Below are 4851 nucleotides of genomic sequence, written 5' to 3'. Positions count from 1 at the left end.
CAGCACGTGACTTGCTGGAAACGGACACCGACAGGTGCGGCTTGTAGTAGTAGTCGCCATCATCTTTCGTGACGATGGTGATCGGGTTTTTGGCACCCATTTGGCGCAGTTGCTCGGCGATGTACCAACCGCCGATCCCAGCGCCAACAATCACAATAGGATCGCCTTCCCGGTCGTTGTTGCGCTCGCCAATGGCTTGCGCATGCTCGGACAAACCGACACATTCAAAACTTTCGCGAGGATCACCACACACCGAACTAAACCATTCGTCTGGCAGGTCATCAAATCGAGTCCCCGGGGCCACCCCGAAAATCGGGTCACCCATAGCTTCGTCGTAGATATGCGCGCAAGTGCTACAACGATAGCGTTTAAAACTCATCTTCCTTCTCTCCGGTATTAATGTAGTGATCGAAATGATCCTTAACCGCACACCTAACAACGGCGACCGATATTGGTCATTACGACACGAGAGCCTAAGCCGTAAGCCCCTACCATCAGTAGAACTCCCGTAGGCATTCTCAGCGGCTCATGCCACTGCCTCGACCGGTACCCTGAGCAGCCAGAGACTCCAGCCACTTCGCCCATACCTGCTGGGCCGGGCCTTGCAGCGTTGGCCCATAGCGCTGGCCATCTTCCCGTAGTTCAGGAACCGCCAGCCCTTCGACTGACCCAATTTCGTGCGCATGACCGAGGTACCAGCTTTACCAAGGCATCGGGTTCAACTTCCAAATGGAATTGCAGCGCCAGCACATTGTCTCGGTAGCTGAATGCCTGATTCGGATAGACCGCCGACGACGCCAGCCGGGTTGCATCGGCGAACGTACGCTGCGTCCCGCGTGGACCCAACTCGGCCAGACCCGCGACAAGGTTCTGCGTGGTCGTAGACTTCCCGATTCCGCCTTTGCCGTAAATGCGGCACTGACGCAGTGCCATGATGAAATCTACCGGTTTGATCGTTGCAAGCAGCAGGTTGACTGTGATCGCTCTTGTTCCTAAAGTATAATAGCAAGCCCCGCGCCAAACTCGGGGAAATCATTTATCTATTTGTTTTTATAATGAATTATGAGCGCCTACAACCTTGTTGGTGTTGTAGCATAGTTGACAATGGGGTGCGGCCTGTATGGATAGCAACAAACCAGTTGCTCTTGATCCGCTTCTCGGAGATCCGGGACTCTCGGCATCGGCGGGCGTCCCGCTGACCCGATGCAACCTGCCGGCCGCCATCTCCATACTCAATGCCAGCACGAACTCCGCAGCCGGTCCTGAAGTCGTCCTGTGCTCTTGGGGATCACGTAAGCGCCAAACCACACAGCGCCACCCCACCGACGATAAGACGCCAGGGTCTTCAAGGGTTCTTTGCCTTTTCTAGAAGAGCTTTCGTCGATCGACGTGACCGCGCAGCGATCATAGAGTTTCGGCACGGTGCACTTCGTCGAACCGATTGTGATCTTCTTCCAGGTGTCCTCTGCGAAAGCGTCAGCGTCCTTCACGACGACATTCGGTCGAAAGCGCGACATTGGGATCGGTTGGTCGAGACGGGCGTTAAGATCAACGAGTGATTGTTCCGATGTGAGAAGCAAGGGATACCCGTCAGCGAAGCTCACCTGATCACCAGGATCCGAACGAGCGGGATTCACTTGCCTGAGCGCGGGAGCGCTTGAGAGGGGTGTCCTTTTCGTTGACGTCGATGGTACCGCTCATGCGAGGGCTGTGGACGAAGAGACGCCCTCGGGCTCGCTTCCCGAAGGAGAGGTTGCGGCGGACGACCAGCTTCTCGACGTTGCTGTCCTTGGGGTCGATCGCCATGGTGGCGATCTTGAAGGTGCGCCCATGGCTGGGCAATGCCGTCAACTTTAGCCTTAAGCGTCGGAAAAAGAAAAACTAACTGGCTCGAGACGCTCCTCGCGCAGACTGATGCGAGCGCCCAATGGCACCTGCTCCTGGACAACCGTCTCAACATCCACTGCTCGGAGGCGGTCGTGCGGTTGGTCGCCCAAGCCTGCGACCTCGACATTGACCTCGGTCGCGGAGCCTTGGCTGCCGATCCAGACGCGCTGGCATTGACGTCTCCAGCCGCGATGCTGCGACAAAATGTCTCTTCGGCTACCAGAACAATAGCCAGATTGTCGCCATTGCGATCGATTCCCGCCTGCAACGCGAGCCGTCGAGGGTCGGGGCGCCTGCACGACGGATCGTAGCTCGGCTGCGGGCGCTGGAATGGTGCGCGACGGCAGTCGGCCGATTCGCCCATTCCTGGCGTCCCCACCGATTTCGTGGCGGTCCGCGAGGTCAGCGCCCGGGCAGGCCGTGATGCCAGGACGCGGCAGCTGGCGGCAGATTGCGACCTGGACCTGGCCTGGTTTGTGCATAGGTCGATTAGCGAAAGGGATGGGCAGGTGAACGCGTGACCGCCGCTGGCCGGGCGCGACTCCTGGCGTCTCCCTGAATCGGTGACGTGAATGACGCATGTATTCGCTTTCAGCCAACACCCGTGCCGGATTGCCTCTCAGGGCGAGGAATACGCTGCGAATTGAACTGCTGCGGCGGAAAATCGGTTTGCGAAAGGCGAGCGGAGATCACCGCGTCCATTAACCACTTAAATCACACCCTGGCCAAGCCGTTTCGTGGGATCTTCCAGGGGGCAAGCCGCTCGCAGTATGAGCAATCAAGGAGCATCAGGACTTTCACAGCGTTACACTAGTAAGGTCGGTTTCCAGCACAACGAAAAGAGGTTTTTCCTATGCGAGTCGGAGAGTACATGTCAAAGCCCGTTTACCAAGTGTCCGAGCAGACGAGCCTCAAAGAGGCTGTGCCCATGCTCGGGAAGCACCACATCCGTCATTTGCCGGTCACCAAAGACTCCAGGCTCGTGGGGATGGTGACGGATCGGGACATCCGTCGCGCCCAACCCGGGCTGCTGTTAGGTATGGGGCGGGAGGACTACGAGCGGGTGCTCCTGACCACACCGGTCTCCCGCATCATGACCAGAGAGCCGATGACAGTGACCGAAGACACGCCGCTGATCGATGCGGTGCGCTTGATTGTGGAGAAGAAATTCGGAAGCCTTCCGGTGGTGAGAGGTGAGGAGCTGGTCGGGATCTTCACCGAGATCGACGCGCTAAAAGTCCTGCTGGAAAAACTGGAATAGCCAGCGGGCTCCCCGCGCACCTAACAGCAATCGCTACCCTCACCGCAGTAGGGCCTCTCCGCCAGTTCGGTGACGTCATAGTTTATCCCTGTCGTCTCTCGCGGGTGGCGCTCCGCGTCCTTGCTGCAAGCGAAGGCGTCCGCTTGCTTGAGCGGGACCTCCTGATGGGACGGCGTGGAGTTCGAAGTGATCGCGATAGACCGGTGAGTCGTCAATAACAAAGGTAATCGCCCGGATCTGCCGGGTTGACAGGAGCATTCTGTTCCTGAAAGAGAAATCAGTTTCGTCATTTCAAAATGTGCGAACTCATTAAGCCCAATTGCAACTCAGTGAACAAGACATTGGCGCCATCCGCGTTGATACCCGTTCACGGGATGGCATTCTTATTCTAGTGACTGATTCGCTCAGATTGAGCTGAATCGTGATTCATCAGAGCCGGCTGTGGGGCAGTCGCCTCGGCGCATTTTTGTCTAAAACCGGGTTTTCTGTCAGGCACTAGGTACAGCGGGAGAGATGGCCTGTCGGGCAACCGTGACTGTCAGCACCAGACCGGGACAAACCTGATTCGATCTCCGTGCCCGACAGGACTGTAAACATGACGAGTAATCTGACAACTCGACGCAATCTACTGTTATTCACCATGACATTGCTAGGGGGAATTGTTACGGCCTATCTGATGTCGCCACGTGATTTAGATCCGGACCAGCCTCTGCTGCATAGGCTAGGACAGGGCGGTGATTTTACCCTGCAAAGCCTCAGTGGGCCGACGTCATTATCAGATTTCAAAGGCAATGTGTCTGTACTCTATATCGGTTACACCCACTGCCCGGATGTCTGTCCTACATCCCTGGCCATTATGTCTCAGGCACTCATGGACCTGTCCCCCGAAGAGCTGGAACAGGTACAGCCATTGTTTGTCAGTGTTGATCCCGAACGTGATACACCAGAGCGGCTGGCAGAATACAGCCAGTTCTTTCATCCTAAAATCATCGGCATGACAGGCACAAAGAAAGACATTGATCTGATGGTCAATCGTTATGGCGCTTTTTATCGCAAAGTGGAGATGGAAGATTCCGCAATAGGCTACGCCGTGGATCACTCATCTCGCATCTATCTGATTAATAAACAGGGGCAGCTGAGCAAAACCCTGATGCAGGGTACAATGCCCAACGAAGTGGCTGTTGAAATTCGTAAATTACTCTAAATGGTAACAATATGAAAAAAAATTATCACCCTACTGACCGCACTCACGCTGTCCAGCGCTGCTATGGCAGACGTTCGGGTGTCGGTTCCTACGCCCGCGCCGTCCCTCCAGGCCAGCCAAATAGCGCCGTCTTCCTGACACTGAAAAACACCAGCGACGACCAGATTGCTCTGCAATCAACCTCAAGTTCTGCCGCAGGCGTGGTTGAACTGCATACTCATAGCCACGTTGGGGGTTATGCAGATGCGCAAGGTTCCACAGATAACGTGGAGTAGTAATGAGGAAGTGGTTCTTAAACCGGCTGGTCTGCACATTATGCTAATCGGTCTGAAGCAAAGTCTGATCGGTTAAATCGCACAGATTCCTGGTATCGCGGTAGCCGGGTTGCGCGCTGAGAACTGCCGCCAGAGAGGTCTTCCAACGCTGGTTTTCGGACATCGGGTTACCTGATTAGCAAGCTTCTTCAGCCAAGCCCCTTTTCCGCCGAGGAAAGGCGCAT

At 55.9% G+C, this 4851-nt stretch carries 5 protein-coding genes and 2 pseudogenes; 3 read left to right on the top strand and 4 right to left on the bottom strand.

Annotated elements, in window-relative coordinates; genetic code table 11:
- The 4 genes and pseudogenes from AC54T3_RS17055 to AC54T3_RS17040 all read right to left on the bottom strand — a co-directional run.
- On the bottom strand, nt 1-379 hold a 379-nt coding region (locus AC54T3_RS17055; protein WP_496626511.1), incomplete at its 3' end, for a rubredoxin.
- Between the two features lie 461 nt (nt 380-840).
- A pseudogene (gene nifH / locus AC54T3_RS17050) lies at nt 841-933 on the bottom strand (nitrogenase reductase); the annotation flags it as partial.
- A 299-nt stretch (nt 934-1232) separates the two neighbouring features.
- Nucleotides 1233-1604 carry an MOSC domain-containing protein gene (locus AC54T3_RS17045; protein ID WP_496626510.1) on the bottom strand — a complete coding sequence of 124 codons (372 nt, stop codon included), beginning with the start codon at nt 1602-1604 and terminating at the stop codon, nt 1233-1235.
- 4 nt (nt 1605-1608) lie between these two features.
- Complete coding sequence (locus AC54T3_RS17040; protein WP_496626509.1) at nt 1609-1806, bottom strand: hypothetical protein; 198 nt, start codon at nt 1804-1806, stop codon at nt 1609-1611.
- Nucleotides 1807-2758: 952 nt separating this feature from the next.
- On the opposite strand from AC54T3_RS17040, the gene AC54T3_RS17035 reads away from it, so the two are divergent.
- The 3 genes and pseudogenes from AC54T3_RS17035 (at nt 2759) to AC54T3_RS17025 (ending at nt 4703) form a co-directional block, all read left to right on the top strand.
- Nucleotides 2759-3148: a CBS domain-containing protein gene (locus tag AC54T3_RS17035; RefSeq protein ID WP_496626508.1), complete on the top strand. Its 390-nt coding sequence runs from the start codon at nt 2759-2761 to the stop codon at nt 3146-3148.
- A gap of 595 nt (nt 3149-3743) precedes the next feature.
- Nucleotides 3744-4352, top strand: a complete 609-nt coding sequence (locus AC54T3_RS17030) for an SCO family protein (protein ID WP_496626507.1) — start codon at nt 3744-3746, stop codon at nt 4350-4352.
- Nucleotides 4353-4363: 11 nt separating this feature from the next.
- A pseudogene (locus tag AC54T3_RS17025) lies at nt 4364-4703 on the top strand (copper chaperone PCu(A)C).
- Nucleotides 4704-4851: the final 148 nt, after the last annotated feature.

It is taken from the genome of Halochromatium sp. NSM3 (genome assembly GCF_059621085.1).
Note: the sequence above shows the minus strand (reverse complement) of the source record. Positions and strands in the feature narration are given on the sequence as shown.

Bases quoted from the DNA above. Each gene is read 5' to 3' on its own strand.
- AC54T3_RS17030 (WP_496626507.1), top strand. From the start codon at position 3,744: ATGACGAGTAATCTGACAACTCGACGCAATCTACTGTTATTCACCATG.
- AC54T3_RS17035 (WP_496626508.1), top strand. From the start codon at position 2,759: ATGTCAAAGCCCGTTTACCAAGTGTCCGAGCAGACGAGCCTCAAAGAG.
- AC54T3_RS17040 (WP_496626509.1), bottom strand. From the start codon at position 1,806: ATGGCGATCGACCCCAAGGACAGCAACGTCGAGAAGCTGGTCGTCCGC.